Here is a 21,546-nt window from a genome sequence, read left to right as displayed (position 1 = left end):
ACACCGGACGGAACCCTCCCCCAAGACGGCGCATCCATCCTCCCAATCCATTCCGATCACACCTTGCAGTCGGGAATTCCATGAAAACCATCAAGCCAGACCTGCTGTGCTCCTCGATCGCCCTCGCGCTGCTGCTGTGTGCGGGTAGCGCTGCCGCCGCCGACAGCGACGAAGCGCCCGCACCGCCGGCAGCCAATAGCGACGCCGTGCACAGCCTTGACCAGATCACCGTGACCGCACGCGGCGTGTCCGAGCCGCTGCAGCAGATGCCGCTGCCGATCACCGCCATGTCCGAGCAGACCATCGAGAAGAAGGGGCTGACCGATGTGCGCGACATCGCCAACCTGTCGCCGAGCTTCTCGTTCAAGTCCGGCTATGGCCGTGGTTTCGACCGCCCGGTGATCCGCGGCATGTCGAACATCCAGGGCGAGGCCAATGCCTCGTTCTTTATCGACGGCATCTACGTCGAAGGTGATATCTCCAGCTACGGGCTGGAGAACATCCAGCGCGTGGAAGTGATCCGCGGCCCGCAGTCGGCGGCCTTCGGTCGCCGCACTTTCTCCGGCGCGGTCAACTTCATCACCAAACGGCCGGGCAGTGCGCCGGGCGGCAAAGTCACGCTGGGTGCTGGCAACTACGGTCAGGAAAAGATGGGCCTGTTCTATTCGGGCGCGAATGAAGATGGCTCATTCGGCTATGACCTCAGCTTGAACAAGCGTGGCAATGACGGTGTGTTCTACAACAACGCATCGGGTCGCAAGGACCTCAATGGCACCGAGACCATCAGCGGCATGGCGGCCATCGCCTGGTCGCCCACCGATTCACTGGACATCACCGCACGGGCGATGAAGCAGAAGAGCCGCGACCAGCACTTCGCCGCCGCCCGCCTGGGCAGCGCCAACCTCAACTGCTACCTGCCCGAGTACACCGGTGGCCTGTACTTCGGCCTGTATCCGATCCTGGAGTCGCGTCGTCGCGGTTACTACTGCGGTGAGCTGAAGGAGCCGTCGGACTACGCGCTGAACACCAAGGAGTTCGAAACCGCCGGCTACTTCTCCGGCCGCAAGACCGATCTGCTGCGCACCAGTGTGGTGGTGGACTATCTGTTCGCCAACGGTTGGAACCTGACCTCGACCTCGGCTTACAACAAGAGCGAAACCTACGCCGCCAGCGATCAGGATTACAGTGCCATCCGTGGCTACGGCGGTGCGTTCGAGAGTTTCGCCAATTCCGGTGTAAAGAACTGGTCGCAGGACATCCGCCTTACCACCGACCAGAGCCTGGCGGTGTCGGGAATGCTCGGTGCCTACTACTACGAGCAGAACGCACAGCCGGGTTGGGGCGGCGACTTGACCGGCTACACCATCGGCGGCAACAAGGTCGTCACCACCATTCCGACCAATCCGGATGACCAGACCGTCAACAAGGCGCTGTACGGCTTGATCAACTGGCGCATCAACGAGCAGTGGACCACCTCGCTGGAAGGCCGCTATGCGCGCGATGAAATCAGCAAGGGCGGCGTTGATACCCGCGTGCTCGGCGCGACGACGTATCGCCAGGCGTATGCGCTGGACAAGACCTTCAGCAGCTTCACCCCGCGCTGGACGCTGAGCTACCAGGCACGTGAAAACCTCAACCTGTACGGTCTTGTCTCCAAGGGCACCAAGCCGGGCGGCTTCAATACCGATGTTTACCGCGCCGACTTCCGGGAAGCCGATCGCGATGCGCTGATCGCCCGTGGCTTGAACACTTACAAGGAAGAAGAGGCCTGGAACTACGAGCTGGGTATGAAGAGCGATTGGCTGGACGGTACCTTGCGCGTCAACGCCAACATCTACCAGATCGACTGGACCAACCAGCAGCTGACCGAAACCGGCCCGGTGATCCGCAAGAACGGCTCGCTGTTCTCCACCAGCTACACCACCAATGTTGGTGAGTCGCGCATACGCGGCTTCGAGTTGGAGAGTCAGTGGGCTTTCGCGCAGGGCTGGCTGGCCAGCCTGGCGTATTCGTACACCGATGCGAAGATCCTGAAGTTCCTCAGCCAGGACCAGGCGGATCTGTTCTCCAGCAGCAAGGCACCGACACTGGCTGATCCGGCGGCTGATGCAGCCGGATACACGCTGCCGCGCGTGCCCAAGCACAAGGCGACGCTGGGCTTGATGTATGACGGTGCACTGTCCAATGGCTGGGAATACACCGCCAACATGGACGTCAACTACGAAGGCAAACGCTACATCCAGGTCGACAACCTGGCCTATATCGGTGCTTCCACCCGTACCAACTTCCGCTTCAGCATCCGCCCGACCGAGCAGTTGCAGGTCTCGGCCTACGTCAACAATGCGTTCAACGATCGCACGCTTGAAGACGCACAGCGCACCATCAATCCGGACGCCTACATCGCGCTGCCGGCGGTGCCGCCGTTGACCGGCCTGGCGGTGAGCAACCTGCGAGACTTTGGCCTGACGCCTTCGCTGCCGCGTATGTATGGCGTTGAGGTCAGTTACAAGTTCTAAGTGGTGAGGTGTGCTGGGAGTGCCGTTGCACCGTCCCAGCCTGCCCTTGATTGGCTTTGGCGACACAACGTCGGATCGTCATTCCCGCCTACGCGGGAACGCCGGCTCCTGAAGCAACAACAACCTCGCACCTCCGCAGGCGGAACCAATGCAACGACGCAATTTCATCAAGGGAGTTTCCGGCATGGCTGCACTGTCGCTGTTGCCCAGCATGCTGCACGCCAAGGTACCTGCCAGCGATGTCATCGTGGTCGGCGCTGGCCTGGCTGGTCTGTCTGCAGCCCATGCCCTGGAAGCAGGTGGAGCTCGCGTTACCGTACTGGAAGCCAATCCGCGCGTTGGTGGCCGTCTGCAGACGGTGGTGCGCAACGGCATCCGCTTTGAAATCGGTGGGGTTGAAGTCGGCACTGCCTACGAACGCGTACACGCCCACGCCAGGCGTGTCGGTGTCGGCATTGTGCCGCCGTCGGCTGCCTTGCCGACCGCTGCCGGGCTGGGCCTGGCCATCGGCGATACGCTGGTGCCGGCCAAATCATGGGGTGAAAGTCCGCTCAATATCTTGCAGGGTCGCGAACATGGCCTGCTGCCGCCGATGCTGCTGGCTACCGCGATCGCTGAGCTCGGCCTGCCGGCGGTGGACAGCTGGCGCGACCCTGCCAATCTCTCGCTGGATATCCCACTGTCACAGTTGATCGCCAGCAAGGGCTGGTCGGCGCAGGCCATGCAGTGGATGGATATCGGCAATAGTTTTTCGTCGCTGCAGTCGATCAGTGCGCTGGATGCACTGCGCCGTGATGCGCTGCGGCGGTTCGGCTCCAGGGGCACGGGTTGGGTGCAGGGCGGCAGCCAGGCGCTGCCAGAGGCGATGGCGGCGTCTTTGGCGCAGCCGCCGCTACTCGGTGCGCAGGTCATCCGGGTCGAGTCTGTTCGCAGCGGCGTGGAAGTCCGCTGCGCAGATGGCCGCCGTTTCCGCGCAGCGCATCTGGTGCTGGCCCTGCCCAGCGGCCCGCTCAGCCGCATCGCGATTGATCCGGCACCGCCGGTTGCCCAGCAGGAGGTCTGGTCGGCACGCCGCTCCAATGCCGTCACCACCATCCACCTGCAACCCACCCGCAGATTCTGGGAAGACGACGGCCTGCCGCTTTCGCTGTGGGGGGATGGCCCGCTGCAGCGCGTGTTTGCCGTGCCGGGCGCTGATGGCGAGATCAACCGCCTGATCGTCTGGCTCAACGGCGCCATGGCCGAGCAGGCCGATCAGCTCGACCGTGAGGCCCGCTTCGCCTGGGCCATCAATGCGATGGAGCGTCTGCGCCCGGCGTCCAAGGGCGCGCTGCTGCCGCTGGAGACCCGCAGCTGGGGCAATGATCCCTTGTCCGACGGCGCGTTCTCGGAGATTGCGCCGGGTCATTTCGCCGAAACCCTGCGCTGGGCCAACACCCCGTTCGGGCGCATCCACTTCGCAGGCGAGCAGACCGAACTGCAGGTTCCGGGCATGGAAGCGGCCGTTGCGTCAGGCGAGCGTGCAGCTGCAGCAATTCTTTCGGCCTGATTGAACTACCTTATCCCCTACCTTCCGGGCGCGGATGCGCCTTCCAGAGACAGTAATGAGCCTGAAGACACTGAACCCCTACGATTTGTTCGACGTGCGTTCGCTGCTGAGCGAGGAAGAACGCGCTGTGCAGGATTCCGTTGCCCGTTTCACTGATGAGCGCGTGCTGCCCATCATCGGCGACTGCTTCGACCAGGGTCGTTTCCCGACCGAGCTGATCGGCGAAATCGCCGACATGGGGCTGCTGGGCAGCTCGCTGCCGGAACAGTACGGCGGCGCTGGCTTGAACAGCGTCAGCTACGGCCTGATCTGCCAGGAACTGGAGCGCGGTGATTCCGGCATCCGCAGCTTCGTTTCGGTGCAGAGCTCGCTGTGCATGTACCCCATCTACGCCTACGGTTCGGAAGAGCAGCGCATGCGCTGGCTGCCGGACATGTCGCGCGGCAAGGTGATCGGCTGCTTCGGCCTGACCGAGGCTCATGGCGGTTCCGACCCGGCCAGCATGAAGACCCGCGCCGTCAAAGATGGCGGCGATTGGGTGATCAACGGCTCCAAGATGTGGATCACCAATGGCTCAGTGGCCGATATCGCCATCGTCTGGGCCAATACCGACGAGGGCGTGCAGGGCTTCGTCATCGAGAAGGGCACGCCGGGCTTCACCGCCCAGGAGATCAAGCACAAGATGAGCCTGCGCGCCTCGGTGACCGGCGCGCTGTTCTTCGACAACGTGCGCGTTCCCGATGCCAACCGTCTGCCCAACGTGAAGGGCCTGAAGGGGCCGCTGGGCTGCCTCACCCAGGCCCGCTACGGCATCACCTGGGGCCCGCTGGGCGCTGCCATCGCCTGCCTGGACGAAGTGCTGGCCTATACCAAGGAACGCATCCTGTTCGGCCGCCCGGTCGCCGCCACCCAGAGCGCGCAGATCAAGATGGCCGACATGGCCCGCCGCATCACAGCCGGTCAGTTGCTGGTGCTGCAGCTCGGTCGTCTGAAGGACGCCGGGCAGATGCAGCCGCAGCAGGTTTCGCTGGCCAAGTGGAACAACTGCCGCCTGGCCATCGACATCGCCCGCGAATGCCGTGACCTGCTCGGCGGCGCCGGCATCACCACCGAGCACGGCGCGATCCGACATGCGCTGAACCTGGAATCGGTGATCACGTACGAAGGCACCGAGACCGTGCACCAGCTGGTGATCGGCCGCGAGCTGACCGGCATCAACGCGTTCTGATGATGGACGGCCTGCACAGCACAATGCAGGCCGTCTGCCTGCGGCAGACTCCGCAAGGCTTGCCGCAGCTGCAGGATTTTGAAACGCAGCAGCTGCCGTTGCCGGTTGTCGGTGACGGCCAGCTGTTGGTGCAGGTGCAATGGTTGTCGTTGGACCCGTTCCTGCGTGCGCAACTCGGCGGCCGCTATGCATTGCCGTGCCCGCCGCTGGGAAGCATCGTCCCGGGTTATGGCATCGGTACGGTGATCGAAGATCGCAGTGGTCGTTTCGCGCCCGGCAATGTCGTGACCGGCATGACCGGCTGGGCCGAGCAGGCCGTGCTGGATGCGGGCACCACCTCGCTGATCGATGCGGGGTTGGCACCGCTCAGTACTGCCGTTGGCGTGCTGGGCATTCCCGGGCTCACCGCGTGGGCGGGTGTGCGCAGGATTCTGCAGCCGAAGGCCGGACAGACCATTCTGGTTTCAACTGCCGCAGGTGCGGTTGGCAGCGTCGTTGGCCAGCTCTGCAAGGCCGCGGGTTGCCGCGTGGTGGGTATCGCCGGCAGCGCGCAGAAGTGCGCCATCGTCACCGATGATTTTGGCTTCGATGCCTGCGTCAGCTATCGCGATCCAGATTTCGCCAAGGCGCTACGCGCTGCCTGCCCGGATGGGATTGATGGTTACTTCGACAATGTTGGTGGTGCCGTGCTGGAAGCGGCACTGTCGCTGCTGCGCCTGCATGCACGGGTGGTGCTGTGTGGGCTCAGCGATCAGTACAACCGCGCCGAGCGTCCGGCCGGACCCAATCTCGGGCCGGTGATCGGCGCACGCGCACGCATGGAAGGCCTGGTGGTCCATGACCATCTGGCCGACTTCGCGCAATGCCGCAGTGAACTGGCGCAGATGATCGCCGACGGCACGCTGCGCTACCGCGAACATATCCACCACGGGCTGGCCGCCGCGCCGGCCGGTTTCATCGGCCTGCTCACTGGCGAGAACCTGGGCAAGGCGCTGGTACGGCTCTAAGGAACACGCATGCCCCAGATCCAACGTCGCTTCGCTTCCGTCAACGGACGGCAGGTGCACTACCGCATTGCCGGCAGTGGGCCGGCGCTGTTGCTGATCCATCAATCACCGCAGAATTCGCGGATGTGGGCGGCCATGCAGCAACGCTACGCCGACCGCTACACGGTGATTGCGCCGGACACGCCCGGCTTCGGCTATTCCGATGCCTTGCCTGGCAACCCGATGACGATTGCCGAGTTCGGCGCGGCTACCTTGGAGTTCGTCGACGCCATCGGCCTGCAGCGTTTCGCGGTATTCGGCATGCATACCGGCGGGCTGATCGCGACCTGGTTGGCCTGGGCTGCGCCCGTGCGTGTCGCCGCGCTGGTGGTGGATGGCTATGCCGCCTTCACTCCGCAGGAAAGCGCGCTGTATGGCGAGACCTACCTGCCACCGTTCGTGCCGCAGTGGGACGGCTCCCACCTGCGCTGGCTGTGGTCGCGCATGCGCGAGCAGAAGTATTACTTCCCGTGGTACGACGGCCGTGCCGACGCGGCGATGATGATTCCGCCACAGACCACGGAAAGCACCCGCGATACGGTGATGGATGTGCTGGATGTTGGCGATACCTATCGCGCCGGTTATGCGGCGGCGTTCCGCCACAACGATCACTTCTGGCTGCAGCAGCTGCAGATGCCGTCGTGGCTGGTCTACCGCCACGGCGATCCGCTGTTGGCGCATAGACCGCGCCTGCAAAGTCTGCCCGCCAACGTCACCGTGGTTGAAGAGCCTGCAGGCATTCCTGCCATGCTCGACAGCATGGATGCGTGGTTGGCGCAGGCGTTGGCTGCCGAGTTGGCCTTCGTTGCTGGTAACGCTGGTGCAGCGACGAACAATAGTTGGCAGCGACGCATCATCGCGACCTCTGGCGGCGACATGGCGGTCTGGGAGCGGGCAGGGCAGGGCCAGCTGCGGTTATGCCTGCATGCGCCCGGCACCCGGCCGTTGTTGCCGCAACAGCTTGATGCCGATGACAGTGCGTGGCTGCTGCCGGATCTTCCCGGCCACGGTGCCTCCTGCGAAAGCGATGCCGGGCTGGATGCCGCCAGCGTGGTCGCTGCCTTGTTGGACGCAGTACGCGGCAGTGCCGAGCTGCCGGTGCTGATCGAAGCGCATGGCGCGGCTGCCGGTTACGTTCCTGGGCTGGTGGATGCGCTGGGTGCGTGTGTCAGCGAGGTCGTGCTGCATTCGCCATGGTTGCTCAACGCCGAGGAGCAGGCGCTGCTGCTGCAGGGCTTGCCTAGCACCGTCATCGACCGCGCAGGCGGCTATCTCTGCGATGCCTGGCAATGGGAGCGCGAGCGCCATCTGCTGTGGCCCTGGCTGACGCCAAGTGCCGCTGCGCGCCGCCGCGTGGATGCGCCAGCACCTGCGCTGGTGCATGCCAATGTCGTTGAACTGCTGCGCCTGGGCAATCGCCTGCATGGCCTGTTGCGCGATGTCACCGCACCAGATCTGGCCGCGCGCCTGCGTGACCTGCCGGTGCCGCTGCGCGTGATCACTGATCCCCAATCCGACTACCAGGGGCGCGCCGCCGCCCTGTCTGCCTGAGCTGAAGGACCCCCATGAGCAACGACACCGCAACCGCCGTCATCGCCACGCTGCAGTCCAGCTGGGGCGGCAGCATCGTCACCGATGCCAGCGAGCTTGAGTATTTCGCCACCGACGTCTATTCGCAGGGCAAGCCGCTGCTTGCGGTGTTGCGTCCGAATGACGCGCAACAGCTGGCCGCTGCGGTCAAGCAACTTACCGAGGCCGGTGTTGCGGTCATCGCACGCGGTGGCGGCATGAGTTATACCGGCGGCTATACCGCCGCGCAGAGCCCAAGCGTGCTGGTGGATACCAGTTCGCTGGACAGGATCGTCGAGATCAATCTTGAAGACGCCTACGTCGTGGTCGAAGCCGGCGTCACCTGGCGTGCGCTGAAGGACGCGCTGGATGCCAAGGGTGTGCGCACCCCGTACTTCGGGCCAATGTCCGGCTCGCATGCCACGGTGGGTGGTGGCATGTCGCAGGGCGCGATCTTCCACGGCACCGCGCGCTATGGCTGTTCGGCTGATGTGGTGCTGGGGCTGCAGGTGGTTACCGCCAATGGCGACATCCTCACCACCGGTTCGGCGGCCGCGGCCAATACCAGCCCGTTCTTCCGTTGGTACGGGCCGGACCTGACCGGTCTGTTCCTGGGTGACTGTGGCCTGCTCGGCATCAAGACCCGCATCGTGCTCAAGCTCATTCCCAAGCATGCGCATATCGACTACCTGTCCTGGCAATTCCCGACGGCCGAAGGTCTGTTCGGTGCCTTGGGTGTGCTCTCGCGGCATGCTTTGGCCAGCGAAACGGCCGCCTTCGACCCGGCGCTGACCCGCGTGCGCATGCGCCGCGCCGGCCTCTCCAGCGACGTCAAGGCGCTGACCAACGTGATCAGGAAGGGCGGCCTGATCTCCGGCCTGAAGCTGGCGGTGAAGGGCCGCGACATCGTTGACCAGGAGCAGTTCTCGCTGCACATCACCCTGGAAGGCGACAGCGTCGCCGAGGTGGCCGATCGCGTGGCGCGTGCGCGCAAGCTGGTGGGCGAGTTCGGTGAAAGTATCGAACCATCGATCGCCAGGATGATGGCCGCCAATCCGTTCGCGGCCTGGAACTCGATGCTCGGCCCGCAGGGCGAGCGCTGGGCACCGGTGCACGCGCTGGTGCCGCACTCCAAGGCCACCCGCATGTTCGACGCCCTGCAGGACCTGTTCGCGCGCGAGCAGGAAACCATGGACAGGCACGGCCTGTTCATTGGCACCTTGCTGTCCAGCGTGGGTGCGCAGACGGTGGTGATCGAGCCTTGCATCTACTGGCCGGACAGCCACAACGCCTTCCACCTGCGCACCGTCGATGCCGACCACCGCGAGCGTATCGGCTGCCCGGGTGAACACCTGGACGCACGCGCGGCGGCCGACACCCTCAAGCGGCAGATCGCCGACACCATGCGTGCGCATGGCGCGGCCAACCTGCAGCTGGGCAAGTTCTACGACTACCGCGCCGGCCGCGATCCGGCCGCACTGGCGGTGCTGGACGCAGTCAAGGGCCAGCTCGATCCCAAGGGCCTGATGAACCCCGGCGTGCTCAGCCGCTAAGGACGCCTGAGCCCCTCTCCCCCCGGGAGAGGGGTTGGGGAGAGGGTAGGCGCAACCTGTCAGGCAAACCGCCATCACCCCCAATAGCCCCAGCCACACGGCCAGGCCCAATGCCTGGCCGTTCGCGTAGGTGCCACCGCAACTGTCCAGCCTGAACCCCCGGTGCTGCCATCGCTGGCCGGTTTCCGTACCATCGGCAACAATATGCCGGCCTGATCCCACCCGGACGGCCCACGTTCGATGCAGATCGAGCCGCCACCCGCAGCCACCGAGACACTGTGAAAACACCCCAACAATTGCAGGTACTGATAGACGACGGCGTTATCGACGAGGTCCTGCGCCCGCTCAAGAGCGGCAAGGAAGCAGCGGTCTATGTGGTCCGCAGCGGCGACGAGATCCGCTGTGCCAAGGTCTACAAGGACATGGCGCAGCGCAGCTTCCAGCAGCGCGTGCAGTACCAGGAAGGCCGCAAGGTGCGCGGTAGCCGTGAGGCCCGCGCCATCGGCAAGGCCAGCAACTACGGCCGCAAGCAGGCCGAAGCGGCCTGGAAGAACACCGAGGTCGACGCGCTGTACCAGCTGCGCGACGCCGGTGTGCGCGTGCCGGAGCCGTTCGGCTATTTCCACGGCGTGCTGGTGATGGAGCTGGTGACCGACGCCGAGGGCTTCAGCGCCGCGCGTCTGGGCGAGGTGGAACTCAGTGCCGCGCAGGCGCGCGAGTTCCACGCTGTGCTGGTCCAGCAGGTCAAGCTGATGCTGTGCTGTGGCCTGATCCACGGCGATCTGTCGCCGTACAACGTGCTGGTCGGGCCGGATGGCCCGGTGGTGATCGATTTCCCGCAGGTGGTCAGCGCTGGCGGCAACAACGCCGCCCGCACCATGCTGCTGCGCGACGTCAACAACCTCACCGCCAACCTTGGTCGCTGGGCTCCGGAGCTGCTGGAAACCTGGTACGGCGAAGAAATGTGGGAGTTGTTCCAGGCCGGCGATCTGCTGCCTGACACCGTGTTGACCGGCGAGTTCACTCCGGACGAACATGCGGTGGACCTGGACAGCGTGCGGCACGCCATCAACGACGCCCGCGAAGAAGCACTGATCCGCCAGCAAGGCCGCGAAGCCGCCGCCGAAGAAGACTACTGAGGGGAGTGCCGAGCGATGCTCGGCAGGGGACTTCACCAATGTAGTGCCGAGCCATGCTCGGCAGCGGCTTTCCAAGCCATCCATCAGCTTTGTAGGAGCGGCGTAAGCCGCGAAGCAGGCTGCGCCCCAAAGGCCGCAAAAGCCAACCCCTCCCCAACCCTCCCCTCCTCCTACGGAGCAAGGGAGGGAGCTGAGCGCCCTTACCCGCGCAGCAGGAAATACGGCAGCAGCACCAAGGCTGAAACAACCACCATGCCCAGCAGCACCGCCACCACGAACAACGGCCGGCTCCGCAACATCGAACCGAACGTCTCCGCGCTGCCATCACGAAGCGCTGCCTGGCGCTCTTCACGCACACGCTGCCCGCGTTCAGCCTGATAGCTCGCCATCAAACCTTTAGCGCGCGGCAGATCATCGTTCTCGCGCAGCCAGATGCCGCCGTTGGAAATACCCCAGGGGCTGGGCTCGGTCCGGTACCAGGCGATGCCGTTGCGGTCGAGCAGCTCGCCGACCTCGAAGCTTTCGTCGTCACCGACATTACGTAGATTGAGCAGCAGTTTGGCCATGCTGCAATGATACCCGGCGGCGATGCGCTACCCTGCACGCCCCTTTCCAACGGAGCGCGCCATGCGTCGTCTGTTCATCCCGCTGCTGCTGTCCCTGTTGGCCGCCGGCTGCACCCCGCCAGGCCCGCCACCGGGCGGCACCATTGCCAAGTTCGAACAGATCGATACCACACCCGGCACCGGCGCTGAAGCGGTCGCAGGCAGCAAGGTCAGCGTGCACTACACCGGCTGGATCTACGACGAGCGCAAGCCCGACAAACACGGCGAGAAGTTCGACAGCTCGCTGGATCGCGGCGAGCCGTTCAGCTTCAACCTCGGTGACAAGCAGGTCATCCGTGGTTGGGACGAAGGCGTGGTCGGCATGAAGGTTGGTGGCAAGCGCACACTGATGATCCCGGCCGAGTACGGCTATGGCAATCGTGGCGTCGGCCCGATCCCGGCCGGCTCTTCACTGGTCTTCGATGTAGAACTGCTCGATGTCAAACCTCGCTGATAAAACCGTCGCCGTCATTGGCGGCGGCCCGGCCGGCCTGTTTGCCGCCGAGCATCTGCGTGCAGCCGGCCTGGCGGTCAACCTGTACGAGGCCAAGGGCTCGCCCGGGCGCAAATTCCTGATCGCCGGCAAGGGTGGACTCAACCTCACCCATTCCGACCCGCGCCCGCTGTTCGACAGCCGTTACCGCGAACGCCAGGCCGAGGTTGGCGCATGGCTGGACGGCTTCGATGCCGAGGCACTGAGCCGCTGGGCGCTGGGTCTTGGCGTGGAAACCTATGTCGGGAGCTCCGGTCGGGTGTTTCCGGTAGACCGCAAGGCCGCGCCGCTGCTGCGCGGCTGGGTGCGCCGGCTGAAGGAACAAGGCGTGCGCTTCCACGTGCAGCACCGCTGGCTGGGCTGGAACCCGGACGGCAGCCTGCGCATGGCCACCGCAGATGGTGAGATCGCTGTTCACGCCGATGCCACCGTATTGGCGCTGGGCGGCGGCAGCTGGCCGGAGCTGGGCTCCGACGGCAGCTGGATGCCGGTGCTGCAGGAACGCGGCGTCGATACCGCACCGCTGCAGCCGGCCAACTGCGGCTTCGACATCGACTGGACTGCTCACTTCCGCGACCGCCATGCCGGTGCACCGATCAAACCTGTGGTTGCGCACTGGACCGATCTGAACGGCCAGACTCAATCGCTGCAAGGCGAATGCGTGGCCAGTCAGTACGGCATTGAAGGTAGCCTGATCTATGCGCTGGCCGCTGATCTACGCGAAACCCTCAATCGCGATGGTGCGGTGACGCTGGAACTGGATCTGGTACCCGGCCGCGACGAAACACGCCTGCTCGCCGATCTGGGCCGCGCCCGCAAGGGCCGCAGCTTCGGCGAGCACCTGCGCCGCGCTGCCGGACTGGATGCGGCCAAGGCCGGGCTGTTGTTTGAAGTGCTGGGCAAGGATGCCGGCAATGATCTTGAAGCTGTCGCACGCACGCTCAAACGCCTGCCCTTGCAGTTGCTACGCCCGCGACCGATGGCCGAAACCATCAGTACGGCTGGCGGTGTAAAGCTGGAAGCGATGGATGACGGGCTGATGCTCATCGCGCAACCAGGCGTGTTCTGCGCGGGCGAAATGCTGGACTGGGAAGCCCCCACCGGCGGCTACCTGCTGACCGCCTGTTATGCCAGCGGCCAGCGCGCCGCAGAAGGTGTGATCCGCTGGTTGTAGTGCCGCCCCATGGTCGGCAGGGGGCCTTGCCAATATCGCAGCAACTTGCAGGAACGGCGTAAGCGGCGAAGCTGAAAATCAATCCGAGCACAAAAAAGCCCGCAGTTTCATCGCTGCGGGCTTCGCGGCTCACACCGCTCCTACAAGCTGTCAATGATCAACGCATCTTGCTGGTACGCAACGCCGCAATCCGGGCCGGCGGGGTGAACGAATCACTACGCGCCTCAGCCCAATATTCACGGAACACGGTGTGCTCCGGCACCTTGTTCAACAATTCGCCCGGTCCCAGATAACGGTACAGGCTGGCCAGCGAGCGGATCTCCACCGGCGATACGCGACGCAGGATGTGCTCCGGGCCCAGCTCGGACGGATCGTGCAGGCCAGCGGCACCAAGCAGGTCGCGCAGCGCGCGCATGGTGTTCTGGTGGTAATTGAACACGCGCTGGCCCTTGTCGACCGGCTCCAGGTGGCGCCAGCGGCTCGGGTCCTGGGTGGCGATGCCGGTAGGGCATTTGTCGTTGTGGCAGCTCAACGACTGGATGCAGCCCAACGCAAACATGTAACCACGCCCGGCATTGCACCAGTCCGCACCCAAGGCGATGGTACGGGCGATATCGAACGCCGTGGTCACCTTGCCAGCCGCACCCAATCGAATGCGATCGCGCAGGCCTAGCCCAACCAAGGTGTTATGCACCAGGATCAGCGCCTCGTTCATCGGCACGCCAACGTGATCGATGAACTCGGCAGGTGCTGCGCCGGTGCCACCTTCAGCACCATCGACCACGATGTAGTCCGGCAGCATCCCGGTTTCCTGCATCGCCTTGGCGATACCAAACCATTCCCACGGATGGCCGATGGCCAACTTGAAGCCAACCGGCTTGCCACCGGACAGCTCGCGCAGGCGTGCAACAAACTGCAGCAGTTCAACCGGCGTGGAGAATGCCGAGTGCTTGGACGGTGATACGCAATCCACGCCCATCGGTACACCGCGGGTCGCAGATATCTCGGCACTGACCTTGGCCGCGGGCAGCACACCACCGTGGCCGGGCTTTGCACCCTGCGACAGCTTGATCTCGATCATCTTGACCTGATCGGAGCTCGCATTCTCGACAAAGCGCTCTTCGCTGAAGCGGCCGTTGTCATCGCGGCAACCGAAATAGCCCGAGCCGATTTCCCAGACCAGATCACCGCCATTCTCACGGTGATACGGCGAGATCGAACCTTCACCTGTGTCGTGGCAGAAGCCGCCAAGTTTGGCGCCCTTGTTCAACGCGCGGATCGCATTGGCCGACAAGGAACCAAAGCTCATCGCCGAGATATTGAACACACTGGCCGAATAAGGCTTGGCGCAGTCAGGCCCGATCACCACACGGAAATCGTGGTGCGCAATGCTGGTAGGTGCCAGCGAATGATTGATCCATTCGTAGTCCACCGCATACGCGCTGCGCAGCGTCCCGAACGGCACCACATCCATCTCATTGCGTGAACGCTGATAGATCAGCTGGCGTTGCTGGCGCGAGAACGGCACGTCTTCCAGATCGCTCTGCACGAAATACTGGCGGATTTCCGGGCCAATGGATTCGAAACCATAGCGGAAATGCGCCAACACCGGGTAGTTGCGACGCAGCACGCTGCGCCGCTGCAACACATCCCAGGTGCCGAGCACCGCCATCAGGCCGAACAGGCCAACGCCCCAGTACCAAGCAGGCCAGTGGGTAGCCAGCGCCAGTGATACTGGCAGCAGGATCAGTGCCAGCACATAAACCAGATAACGATGCATTACCGTCCTCGAACTACACGGATGGCGGATTCTACAACCGGTCGTCCACTACTTGCCTCGGCCAGGCCGATTTCACGTCGTAGACCACCATGTCCGGCACACCCAGGGCACGGATCTGTTCCTCGTCGTAGGCACGGAACTGCTGGTGCGCCACGGCCAGGACCACGGCATCGTAGACACCTTGCTGCGGCGCCTTCACAAGCTCTACACCGCCCATGTCGTGCGCGTTGCGTGGATCGGCCCAGGGATCAAATGCTTCGACCCTTGCACCGGCTGCCGCAAGCATCTGCACCAGGTCCAGCCCACGGCTGTTGCGCAGGTCGGGGCAATCCTCCTTGAAAGTCACGCCCAGCACCAGCACACGCGCGTTCTGCAACGGCTTGTTCTTTCCTTCGAGCAGGCCACGTACACGGGTGACCACATGCGCCACCACACGGTTGTTGACCTGCCGCGCGGTATGGATCAGGTCCGGGTGATAACCCACGCTTTCGGACTTGTGCAGCAGGTAATAGGGATCAACACCGATGCAGTGCCCACCGACCATGCCGGGCCGGAACGGCAGGAAATTCCACTTGGTGCCCGCCGCTTCCAGCACATCCAACGTGTCGATGCCCAGCTTGTCGAAGATCAGCGCCAGTTCGTTGACCAAGGCAATGTTCACATCGCGCTGGATGTTCTCCACTACCTTGGCCGCCTCGGCCACGCGCAGCGACGACGCCGGCCAGGTGCCTGCCGTGATGATGCGCCGATACAAGGCATCCACCACGGCCGCCGCTTCCGGCGTGGAGCCGGAGGTGATCTTCTTGATATCTGGAAGGCGGCGCTGACGGTCACCCGGATTGATCCGCTCAGGGCTGTAACCGCAATAGAAATCCTGGTTGAAGCGCAGCCCGGAGCCTTCTTCCAGCAACGGCATGCAGACTTCTTCGGTCGTGCCCGGATACACCGTGGATTCGTAGATCACCAGATCACCACGCTTGAGCACCGCAGCGATCAGCGCACTGGCACTGCGTAGTGGTGCAAGATCCGGCTGTTCGTACGCGTCGATCGGCGTCGGCACGGTGACGATGAAGACATTGCGCGAGGCCAGCTCGGCCTTGTCCGCGGTGTAACGCGCCATCGCGCCAGCGGCGAGCTCGGCGTCATCCAGTTCCAGCGTGTGATCGTGCCCGGCCTGCAGCTCGGCAACACGGGCGGCATCGATGTCATAACCCAGGGTATCGAGCGTCTTACCGAACTCCACTGCCAATGGCAGGCCGACATAGCCCAACCCGATGATGGCAATCTGCGGCGCTGCCGCGGCGGTGATCTCGGCGCTCATGCCATCCCCTGAGGTTGCGAACTGGTGCCCGGAGCCGGAATCGAACCGGCAAGGCCTTGCGGCCGGCGGATTTTAAGTCCGATGCGTCTACCAGTTTCGCCATCCGGGCATCGCAATAGCCTGCCTGATTGCGGCCCAATTGTGAATCGCGAAGATTGGCGGCGGCGCAGAAGCCGGCGCCAGCATGGTCTCAGCCGATCGCCCGCGAGTAGCGCGCTGGCTGCTGCGCGGCCTTCAGATAGCGGTCAAAGCACATCGCGATCAGGCGCAGCAAGGGCCTGCCCTGCTCGGTGGCAGCGACCACGCCATCGCTACAGCTGGCCAAGCCGTCGTCCTGCAGATGGCGCAAAGCGATAAGTTCGTCGGCAAAGTAGGTGTCGAAATCAACGCCATGCCGCCGCGCCAGCGCACGGCCATCCACGCTGCCATGGCACATCAGCTGCTGGATCAGCTCCGCCCGCAACATGTCGTCGTCATCCAGCTCGAGCCCGCGCCATACCGGCACACCACCTTCGGCAATCTTTGCCTCCCAGTCCTTGAGGTCGCGTGGATTTTGGCTGTAACTGCTATCGATATGGCTGATTGCACTGACCCCCAGCCCCAGCAGGTCGCTGTCGGCATGGGTGGTATAGCCCATGAAATTGCGATGCAGGCTACCAGCACGCTGTGCGCGTGACAGGTCTTCCTCCGGCAATGCGAAATGGTCCATGCCGATGTACTGATAACCGGCCGCCGACAGGCGCTCGACGGCGAGCCCAAGCAGCGCCAGCTTCTGCTCCGGATCAGGCAGGTCGCGGTCCTGGATCTGCCGTTGCGCCTTGAACATATGCGGCAGGTGCGCATAGCCGTAAATCGCCAGCCGATCCGGACGCGCGGCTATCACCGTATCCAGGGTTCGGCCAAACCCGGCCAGCGTCTGCAGCGGCAGGCCGTAGATCAAATCCACATTGACCGATCGCATGCCATGGTCACGGCAGGCCTGGATGATGGCCATCGTCTCATCCACGTCCTGCACGCGATTGATCGCCCGCTGCACCTGCGGGTCGAAGTCCTGGATACCCAGGCTTGCGCGATTGAAACCCAACTCTGCCAGCACATCGATGTCGTCGACGCTGACCGAACGGGGGTCCAGTTCAATCGAGAAATCGCGCGCGCTGCTCTGGCTGAAATGGAACAGCTTTTCCAGCCCAGCAATCAATCGACGCAGCTGTGCAGGCTCCAGGAAGTTGGGCGTGCCGCCGCCCAGATGCAGCTGCACCACTTCGCGCTCGCGTGCAAACAGCGGCGCAAGCCAGTCCGCCTCAACCAGCAGCTGATCGACATAGCGTTCGCCCTTGCTGCGGTCGCGGCTGATCACGCGGTTGCAGCCACAATAGAAACACGGGCTGCTGCAGTACGGCACATGCACATACAGCGACATCGGCCGCCCCACCGCGTTGCTGCGCGCTACCGCCGCACAGAACTGCGCCTGCCCATAACCATCGTGAAAATGCGGTGCGGTTGGGTAGGAGGTGTAACGCGGACCCGGCCGGTCATGCCTGCGCAGCAGGTCCGCATCGAAGGTCCAGCCCAGGGCATTTGAGATTGGCAGCGGCATGTTCATGGCGCCAGCTTGCCCCCGCCCAGGCATCATCGCCTTGAGTTAGATCAATTCACCCATTCATGAACGGGCCCAACCCGGCATCCGTTCAGAGTATCGGGAACGAAGGGGCGTGGTAGCGCCGCCAGATGGAGCCGGCAACCCGCCCGGCCGCCTCATCCGCCAACGCCTGCATCGTCGGGTTGCCCAGCTCTGCCGTGGTCTGTGCAAACAATGCCAGCCAGCGCTCGAACATGGGCCATTCCAGCCCCGGGATCGCCAGGTGCTTGGGCATGGGCGCGCCGTTGAAGCGCGAGGTTCCACGCAGCAGGGCCGACCAGAAATCAATCAGCTGCAGCAGATGTGCCTCCCAATCGTGCACCCGTGCCTCGAATATCGGCCCAAGCACCGCGTCCTCGCGCACCCGCGCGTAGAAGCGCCGCACCAGCCAGTCCACCTCTTCCTCACTGCAAACATCCGGCCCAGCCCGCACAACCCACCTCCTGATCACCTGACCAAACCAACGGCGCCCGGCCCTGCTTGATCAGGATCAACGACGCCCATCCGCACAACCCCTAGCCTTGCACACCGGGCTGCCAGCTGCGGCCATACCGCCGAGCCGCCCGCCCGATTCTATTCCTTCGCCACGAGGCACCCAGGAATCCACAATGACCGCTTCTGCCGACGCCAGCGCCCGCCGCTCACTGCCAATGATCCAACGCCTGGGCGCCGTGGTATGGCCCAGCTTCTTTACTGCGGCGGTGATGTCGGCGGTGTTTTTTGCATTCATCGACCCGCTGGAACTGCAGCAGATCAGCTTCCCGCAGCACGTGATCAGCCGTGAAGTTGGCTATTCGCTGGGTTTCTTCATGTTCTGGGCCGGCACCTTGTGCGCGTGTGGGGTAACAGCGCTGCTGATGCATCCGGCAAGCGAGCAGGAGGAAGTCTTCGAATGAACCCTGTGCGCAGCATCGGCGAAGCCAGCGCCGGCACCGCGCGCAGGCGCGACAGGTTCCGCCAGCTCACCAGCCTGGCGATGCTGGCGGCGTTCTATGGCCTGCCCTGGCTGCACTGGGGCGGCAAACCCTGGCTGCTGCTCGACATCGATGCACGCCAGTTCCAGGTCACCGGCATCTCGATGCAACCGGAGCAGTCAATACCACTGCTCTGGCTTGCCCTGGCCGCGCTGGCCCTGCTTTGCCTTGCCACCAGCCTCTACGGACGCCTGTGGTGCACCTATGCCTGCCCGCAGACGGTGTTGACCCGCCTGTTCCGCAGACTGACCCGCCTGACCGATTTCAAAGGCAGGGCGAAGCCACTGGGAACACCACTACGACACGCAATGTGGGCGGCAATCTCGCTGTGGACCGGCATCAGCTTTGTGGGCTATTTCACGCCCATCGGGGAGCTCGCACGGGGCTTGCTCACACTTACGCTCAGCGGTTGGGAATTCTTCTGGGTCAGCTTCTACGGCCTGGCGACCTGGGCAAACGTGGTGTATCTGCACGAACAGGTCTGCAGCTATCTCTGCCCTTACAGCCGCGTGCAGCCACTGATTGCCGATGCGCGCACCCCCTGCATCCAGTACAACGCGCCACGTGGGGAGCCGCGCGGCGAGCGCGGCCAGGACAACGCAAGCGTATTGCATCGTTCACGCGGCCTGCTCGATGCAAGCACTGCGGCCGACTATGTATTCCGCGCCGCTCACCCAGCCATTGCCGGCGCCATGCCCAAGTTCAGCCCGGTCCACCTCGGGGACTGCACCGATTGCGGCGCCTGCGTTGCCGCCTGCCCGATCGGCCTGGATATTCGCAATGGCCGCTCCAACAGCTGCATCGAATGTGGCAATTGCATGGATGCATGTGACGATGTGATGGCTGCCAGTCGCTACCCGCTGGACCTGATCCATCGCGCCCGTCCAGCCAGCGATGGCGATACCGCCCCACCTGGATTGCGCATCAAGCCGTTGGCGTTCGCCGGCATCACGCTGCTGTGCTTTGCCCTGGCGGCATTCACCGCTGCAAGCATTTAGCCGGGCGCAGCGCATAAGGGCTGCGGGAGCGGCGTAAGCCGCGAAGTTGACATTGCTTGAACCATGGACATCCCTGCCATCTGATGATCCATCGGCTTCGCGGCTTATGCCGATCCCACAAAAGCCTTGTGTTGGAGCCGGTACACTCGCACTGCATGCATACCCTTGAAGATCTCAAAAGCGGCTCGCTCAACAGCGCCCGGACTGTTCGTCTGGTGAATCTGGGCCTGACCGAGTTCCCGCAGGCGCTGTTCGCCCTGGCCGATACGTTGGAAGTATTGGATCTCTCCGGCAATCAACTTACCTCCTTGCCCGATGACCTGCGGCGACTGCGCAAACTGCGCATCCTGTTCTGCTCCAACAACCCGTTCACGCAATTACCGGTTGCACTTGGCGACTGCGAGCAGCTCGAAATGGTCGGCTTCAAGGCCTGTGCGATTGCGCAGGTATCCAAACACAGCGTGCCAGCACGGCTGCGCTGGCTGATTCTCACCGACAACCAGCTCAGTGATTTACCCGCAGAACTTGGCCAGCGCCCACGGCTGCAGAAACTCATGCTCTCCTGCAACCAGCTCACTGCGCTGCCTGACCTGAGCAATTGCAGAGCACTGGAGCTGTTGCGGATTGCCAGCAACCATTTCAGTGAAATCCCAGCAGCATTGTCTGCATTGCCAAACCTGGCCTGGCCGGCGTTGGCCGGCAATCCACTTACGGCGGATGCCGAACACGCCGCATTGACGGCTGCACATCACCACGCAATCCGCTACGACGATATGGAGATCGGCGAGCTGCTGGGCGAAGGGGCGAGCGGCCACATCCATCACGCCACCCTCAAGCACAGCAATGAAGCGATTGCCGTCAAAGTATTCAAGGCGGCATTTACCAGCGATGGGACGCCGCAGTCAGAGCTGGCTGCCGGACTGGTCGCTACCGGACACCCGAACCTGCTAACGCCTCTGGCGGTAGTTGAAGGGCATCCGCAAGGCCGCTTGGCAGTGGCGATGCCCTTGCTTGCCTCGCAATACGTCAACCTCGCCGGCCCGCCCAGCCTTTCCAGCTGCACCCGCGATGTCTACGCGGCGGATACACGATTTACCCCTACCACCGCCAAACGCCTGCTCGACTGCATCCGCGCGGCACTCACCCACCTGCACACGCAGGGCGTTCTGCATGGCGACCTGTATGCCCACAATATTCTGTGGAACCCAGCAACCGGCGAGGCGGTACTGAGCGACTTCGGTGCAGCGATGCTGACTGGCGCACTGCCACCTGCACAACGTACGCAACTGCAGGCAATCGAGTGGCGCGCGTTTGCACATCTTGAGAATGAAATCGCTGCACGCATCGGTGACTAGCGGCAGGCCTTGCCTGCTGCGTACACGCACTCGACACATGCTGATGGGTGTTTGCCACACAAAAACAGCGTCAAACACGCCATCCCCCTCTGAATCGGTGGACCACACGGATCGACGAGAAATCGCAGAAAACAAAAAAGCCCTGATTTCTCAGGGCTTTAATGCTTCTTTCTTGGAGGCCTGGGTCGGAATCGAACCGGCGTACGCGGATTTGCAATCCGCTGCATAACCACTCTGCTACCAGGCCAAACTATTGCACCGCCGAAGCACTACACCGCCTCGACATGAAAAGACCCCACTGCGGGGGCCCTTTCCGATTTGGAGCGGGAAACGAGACTCGAACTCGCGACCTCAACCTTGGCAAGGTTGCGCTCTACCAACTGAGCTATTCCCGCGGTGTGGGCGAATCATACAGACTTCGGCAGGGGCGCGCCAGCGCTTTTTAACAATTCCTTTCACATCGGTGATTTGGCTGCCTGCGTTGGATCTGTAATCCCTGTAGAGCCGAGATCCTATGTTCGTGGTCAAGCCTGCTGGAAGCAGGCTTGACCCACTTTCAGCATGGCCGGGTCAAAGTCCCGGCCGCTCTTGAAGACGCCCCAAGCGA

17 protein-coding genes and 3 tRNA genes are annotated in these 21,546 nt (G+C 63.6%); 12 read left to right on the top strand and 8 right to left on the bottom strand.

Translation table 11 applies throughout. The features are described 5' to 3' along the window. The first annotated feature begins 80 nt into the window (after positions 1–80). From ACVOMF_RS12975 to ACVOMF_RS12945, 7 genes are all read left to right on the top strand, one after another. A complete protein-coding gene (locus tag ACVOMF_RS12975; RefSeq protein ID WP_481509670.1) occupies positions 81–2,516 on the top strand; it encodes a TonB-dependent receptor in 2,436 nt (811 codons plus the stop codon). A gap of 148 nt (positions 2,517–2,664) precedes the next feature. Beyond that, entirely contained in the window at positions 2,665–4,065 is a 1,401-nt protein-coding gene (locus ACVOMF_RS12970; protein ID WP_481509669.1) for a flavin monoamine oxidase family protein, read from the top strand. 55 nt (positions 4,066–4,120) lie between these two features. Further along, positions 4,121–5,293 (top strand): acyl-CoA dehydrogenase family protein, encoded by a 1,173-nt coding sequence (locus tag ACVOMF_RS12965; RefSeq protein WP_057626965.1) that lies wholly within the window; start codon positions 4,121–4,123, stop codon positions 5,291–5,293. Further along, complete coding sequence (locus tag ACVOMF_RS12960) at positions 5,293–6,300, top strand: NADP-dependent oxidoreductase (RefSeq protein ID WP_481509668.1); 1,008 nt, start codon at positions 5,293–5,295, stop codon at positions 6,298–6,300. The genes ACVOMF_RS12965 and ACVOMF_RS12960 overlap by 1 nt, the downstream gene beginning before the upstream one ends. 9 nt (positions 6,301–6,309) lie before the next feature. Further along, entirely contained in the window at positions 6,310–7,890 is a 1,581-nt protein-coding gene (locus tag ACVOMF_RS12955; protein ID WP_481509667.1) for an alpha/beta hydrolase, read from the top strand. A 14-nt stretch (positions 7,891–7,904) separates the two neighbouring features. Then, the gene (locus ACVOMF_RS12950; protein ID WP_481509666.1) at positions 7,905–9,461 is read left to right on the top strand and encodes an FAD-binding oxidoreductase; all 1,557 of its coding nucleotides are present in this window, start codon (positions 7,905–7,907) and stop codon (positions 9,459–9,461) included. 278 nt (positions 9,462–9,739) lie between these two features. Continuing rightward, entirely contained in the window at positions 9,740–10,600 is an 861-nt protein-coding gene (locus tag ACVOMF_RS12945) for a PA4780 family RIO1-like protein kinase (RefSeq protein ID WP_481509665.1), read from the top strand. A 200-nt stretch (positions 10,601–10,800) separates the two neighbouring features. Here ACVOMF_RS12945 and ACVOMF_RS12940 read toward each other — a convergent pair whose 3' ends face one another. Then, positions 10,801–11,166 (bottom strand): DUF6164 family protein, encoded by a 366-nt coding sequence (locus ACVOMF_RS12940; RefSeq protein ID WP_481509664.1) that lies wholly within the window; start codon positions 11,164–11,166, stop codon positions 10,801–10,803. Positions 11,167–11,227: 61 nt separating this feature from the next. Here ACVOMF_RS12940 and ACVOMF_RS12935 point away from each other — a divergent pair, with 61 nt between their 5' ends. Both ACVOMF_RS12935 and ACVOMF_RS12930 read left to right on the top strand, forming a co-directional pair. Then, positions 11,228–11,659 carry an FKBP-type peptidyl-prolyl cis-trans isomerase gene (locus ACVOMF_RS12935; protein ID WP_481509663.1) on the top strand — a complete coding sequence of 144 codons (432 nt, stop codon included), beginning with the start codon at positions 11,228–11,230 and terminating at the stop codon, positions 11,657–11,659. Continuing rightward, on the top strand, positions 11,643–12,872 hold the full coding sequence (locus ACVOMF_RS12930) for a TIGR03862 family flavoprotein (RefSeq protein ID WP_481509662.1): 1,230 nt from the start codon (positions 11,643–11,645) through the stop codon (positions 12,870–12,872). The genes ACVOMF_RS12935 and ACVOMF_RS12930 overlap by 17 nt, the downstream gene beginning before the upstream one ends. A gap of 157 nt (positions 12,873–13,029) precedes the next feature. On the opposite strand, the gene ACVOMF_RS12925 is transcribed toward ACVOMF_RS12930, so the two are convergent. The 5 genes from ACVOMF_RS12925 to ACVOMF_RS12905 all read right to left on the bottom strand — a co-directional run bounded on the left by ACVOMF_RS12925 (position 13,030) and on the right by ACVOMF_RS12905 (position 18,045). After that, on the bottom strand, positions 13,030–14,652 hold the full coding sequence (locus ACVOMF_RS12925; protein WP_481509661.1) for an FMN-binding glutamate synthase family protein: 1,623 nt from the start codon (positions 14,650–14,652) through the stop codon (positions 13,030–13,032). Positions 14,653–14,683: 31 nt separating this feature from the next. After that, the gene (locus ACVOMF_RS12920; RefSeq protein WP_481509660.1) at positions 14,684–15,973 is read right to left on the bottom strand and encodes a nucleotide sugar dehydrogenase; all 1,290 of its coding nucleotides are present in this window, start codon (positions 15,971–15,973) and stop codon (positions 14,684–14,686) included. Between the two features lie 22 nt (positions 15,974–15,995). Then, positions 15,996–16,082: transfer RNA gene (locus ACVOMF_RS12915), tRNA-Leu, on the bottom strand. A gap of 81 nt (positions 16,083–16,163) precedes the next feature. Further along, positions 16,164–17,570: an oxygen-independent coproporphyrinogen III oxidase gene (hemN, locus tag ACVOMF_RS12910; protein ID WP_481509659.1), complete on the bottom strand. Its 1,407-nt coding sequence runs from the start codon at positions 17,568–17,570 to the stop codon at positions 16,164–16,166. A 91-nt stretch (positions 17,571–17,661) separates the two neighbouring features. Continuing rightward, positions 17,662–18,045, bottom strand: coding sequence for a group III truncated hemoglobin (locus ACVOMF_RS12905; RefSeq protein WP_481509658.1), 384 nt, complete (start codon positions 18,043–18,045; stop codon positions 17,662–17,664). 175 nt (positions 18,046–18,220) lie between these two features. Between ACVOMF_RS12905 and ACVOMF_RS12900 the strand changes: the two genes are divergently transcribed. The 3 genes from ACVOMF_RS12900 to ACVOMF_RS12890 all read left to right on the top strand — a co-directional run bounded on the left by ACVOMF_RS12900 (position 18,221) and on the right by ACVOMF_RS12890 (position 20,939). Then, positions 18,221–18,508: a hypothetical protein gene (locus ACVOMF_RS12900; RefSeq protein WP_481509657.1), complete on the top strand. Its 288-nt coding sequence runs from the start codon at positions 18,221–18,223 to the stop codon at positions 18,506–18,508. Further along, positions 18,505–19,584 (top strand): 4Fe-4S dicluster domain-containing protein, encoded by a 1,080-nt coding sequence (locus tag ACVOMF_RS12895; RefSeq protein ID WP_481509656.1) that lies wholly within the window; start codon positions 18,505–18,507, stop codon positions 19,582–19,584. Before ACVOMF_RS12900 ends, ACVOMF_RS12895 begins: the two co-directional genes overlap by 4 nt. 155 nt (positions 19,585–19,739) lie before the next feature. After that, complete coding sequence (locus tag ACVOMF_RS12890) at positions 19,740–20,939, top strand: leucine-rich repeat domain-containing protein (protein WP_481509655.1); 1,200 nt, start codon at positions 19,740–19,742, stop codon at positions 20,937–20,939. A gap of 173 nt (positions 20,940–21,112) precedes the next feature. Here the strand turns inward: ACVOMF_RS12890 and ACVOMF_RS12885 are convergent. Both ACVOMF_RS12885 and ACVOMF_RS12880 read right to left on the bottom strand, forming a co-directional pair. Beyond that, positions 21,113–21,186 (bottom strand) — tRNA-Cys (locus tag ACVOMF_RS12885). Positions 21,187–21,258: 72 nt separating this feature from the next. Beyond that, positions 21,259–21,334 (bottom strand) — tRNA-Gly (locus ACVOMF_RS12880). Positions 21,335–21,546 lie beyond the last annotated feature (212 nt).

This window comes from Stenotrophomonas sp. STEN022, assembly GCF_056760155.1.
This window is presented reverse-complemented; position numbering and strand designations above follow the sequence as displayed.